A 2,946-nucleotide genomic window follows, 5' to 3' on the forward strand; every position below is an offset into this window, starting at 1 on the left:
CGTTGGTGCTCGGGATTTGAACTTTCAATGAGCGTAATGGTTTTGGAAAAAATCCGGCGAGCACCCGCAAGAACGCCTTGCACATAAAAGGAGGCGTTTTCAGGCATTTGCACCACGCTTTTCAAGCGCATTCAATACCTTATTGGCCGCTTCGAGAAGGTTGGTTCCCGGACCGAACACGGCGACCGCGCCCGTATCATACAGAAATTGATAGTCCTTCGGCGGAATCACGCCGCCGACCACTACCAGAATGTCCTCAGCACCTTCGGCCTTCAGCGCGGCCGCCAGCGCAGGGACCAAAACCTTGTGGCCCGCCGCGAGCGTGGAAACACCCACCACATGAACGTCATTTTCAACCGCCATGCGGGCAGCCTCTTCAGGCGTCTGAAACATGGGGCCCAGATCCACATCAAAGCCCAGATCCGAAAACGCGGTGGCCACGACCTTAACCCCCCGGTCATGCCCATCCTGCCCCATTTTAATCAATAAAATCCGCGGCCGCCGCCCCTCTTTTTCGGCAAACAAATCCGTGCGTTTGCGCATAGCGGCAAAGGCTTCGTTGTCGCCATACTCGGCGGCGTAAATGCCTGAAATACATTGGGTAGTAGCCACGTATCGCCCGAATTTTGCCTCCATGGCTTCCGATATCTCCCCGACCGTCGCCCTGGCACGCACGGCCGCAATACTGGCTTCCAGTAAATTTCCATCGGATTCGGCGCAATGGGTGATTGCCTCCAAGGCTTGGCGAACCGCTTGCGCATCCCGTTGTGCCTTGACTTGCCGAATCATCGCCACCTGCTCGTCTCGAATTGCGCCGGAGACTTCCAGCACATCGATCTCCGTTTCTTTTTCCAATTGGTACTTATTCACCCCCACAATAACATCCAGACCCTGATCGATGCGAGCCTGGCGTCTGGCAGCAGAAGCCTCGATTCGCATTTTCGGCATGCCCGACTCTATGGCCTTGGCCATTCCGCCCAGGGCCTCGACCTCCTTGATCAGTTTTCCGGCTTCCCGAATGATACCGTCCGTCAGCGCTTCTATGTAATAGGATCCGGCCAGCGGGTCCACCACCTTGCACACATGCGATTCTTCCTGAACAATGATTTGTGTGTTTCGAGAGAGTCTGGCCGAAAACTCCGTGGGCAGTCCGATCGCTTCGTCGAAGGAATTGGTATGAAGGGATTGCGTGCCGCCCAGAACCGCGGAAAGGCACTCCAGCGTCGTCCGAATGATATTGTTATAGGGATCCTGGGCGGTCAGGGACCACCCGGAGGTCTGACAGTGGGTACGCAGTTTGGCGGATTGCGGATTTTTCGGATTAAATGGGCTGATCAGGCGATGCCACAGAAACCGGGCAGCCCGCAGCATCGCGATTTCCATAAAAAAATTCATCCCGATCCCGAAAAAAAAGCTCAGCCGCGGCGCAAATTCGTCAATGTCGAGCCCCGCCTTCAACGCCGCCCTTACATACTCCAGCCCGTCGGCCAGGGTAAAGGCCGTTTGCAGCACGGAGTTGGCACCGGCTTCCATCATATGATAGCCGCTGATACTGACCGTATTGAATTTCGGCATATGCTTCGAGCAATAGCGGATAATGTCAGACACAATCCGCATAGAGGGCGCTGGCGGATAAATATAGGTATTTCGCGTCAGGTACTCTTTTAGAATATCATTTTGAATCGTGCCGGTGAGCTTTTCAGGGGCAACCCCCTGCTCCTCCGCCGCCACGATAAAACCGGCCAACACGGGCAGCACCGCACCGTTCATGGTCATGGAAACCGACATTTGATCCAGCGGAATTTGATCAAACAAAATCTTCATATCCTCTACCGAATCAACGGCAACGCCGGCTTTCCCCACATCACCGGACACCCGGGGATGATCTGAATCATAGCCGCGATGGGTGGCGAGATCAAAGGCCACAGACAGCCCTTTCTGGCCGGCCGCCAGATTCCGCCGGTAAAAGGCATTGGACTCCCTGGCTGTTGAAAAACCGGCATATTGGCGTATGGTCCAGGGTCGATTGGTGAACATCGTCGCCATAGGCCCCCGCACATAGGGCGCGAGCCCAGGCAGGGTATGAAGATGTTCCATGCCTTCCAGGTCTTCGGCCGTATACAACGGCTTGACGGGAATGCCTTCAGGCGTTTGCCAATGGATTGTGTCGAGGGATTGGCCTTTGAGCTCTTTGATTGCGAGATTCATCCATTGTTGCATGTTCGAATGCTCCCCCATGGTTGACTCCTTTTTGAATTCAAAACGGTTTCTTGCCGGCGGGGGCCTGGTCGGAACCCCACGGCTTATTCTTACCCGCATTTATATTGACCGGCTACGTCACCTTATCCGCTATTGGATTGGTTATTGCCCGCCATATAATTTCAAACAGCGAATTGGCCTGTTCCGCCAGGCCTCGCTTGCGCCCCCGGGATACCCACATAAAATAGGTTCGTTGAACAAAGCCCATCATGACATCGAGCAGCACTTCCGTGTCGACCTTTGAATTCAGAACCCCTTCCGCCTGTCCTTTTTTCAACACGTCCAGATAAATTCGAATCATCTTTGCCTGCGTAAAGGTCTCATCCTCCATCCAGGTTTTCATGGGCACCGTCATAAAGAGAATTTGACCGAGAGCCGGGTGCCGTTCATAATAATCCAGCTGAAGCCAGAACACTTTGCGCATTTTTTCCTTCAGATCTTCAATTCCCTGAAGGTGATCGACAATTCGGTCACAGAGTTTCCCGAGCCAGATATCAACAAACGAGAACAGGAGTTTTTCCTTGCTGCCAAAATAATTATAGATGGTACTGAAACTGATGCCTGCTTTTTTGGCCACGTCCCGAATATTGGCTTTATGAAAATCGGAATTGGAAAAAATATCCGCTACGGCGCTTTCCAGCCGCTTATAGACCTCAGGTTTGAGTCCAACACAGAGCAAACGGCCTT

2 protein-coding genes are annotated in these 2,946 nt (G+C 53.3%); both read right to left on the reverse strand.

What is annotated here, in order from left to right; genetic code table 11:
• Positions 1-99: 99 nt before the first annotated feature.
• Complete coding sequence (gene scpA, locus RBT11_20600; protein ID MDX9789182.1) at positions 100-2,238, reverse strand: methylmalonyl-CoA mutase; 2,139 nt, start codon at positions 2,236-2,238, stop codon at positions 100-102.
• A gap of 94 nt (positions 2,239-2,332) precedes the next feature.
• A partial coding sequence (locus RBT11_20605) for a TetR/AcrR family transcriptional regulator (GenBank protein MDX9789183.1) occupies positions 2,333-2,946 on the reverse strand: 614 nt, incomplete at its 5' end.

The sequence above is a fragment of the Desulfobacterales bacterium genome, from assembly GCA_034003325.1.
GTDB lineage: Bacteria > Desulfobacterota > Desulfobacteria > Desulfobacterales > JAFDDL01 > JAVEYW01.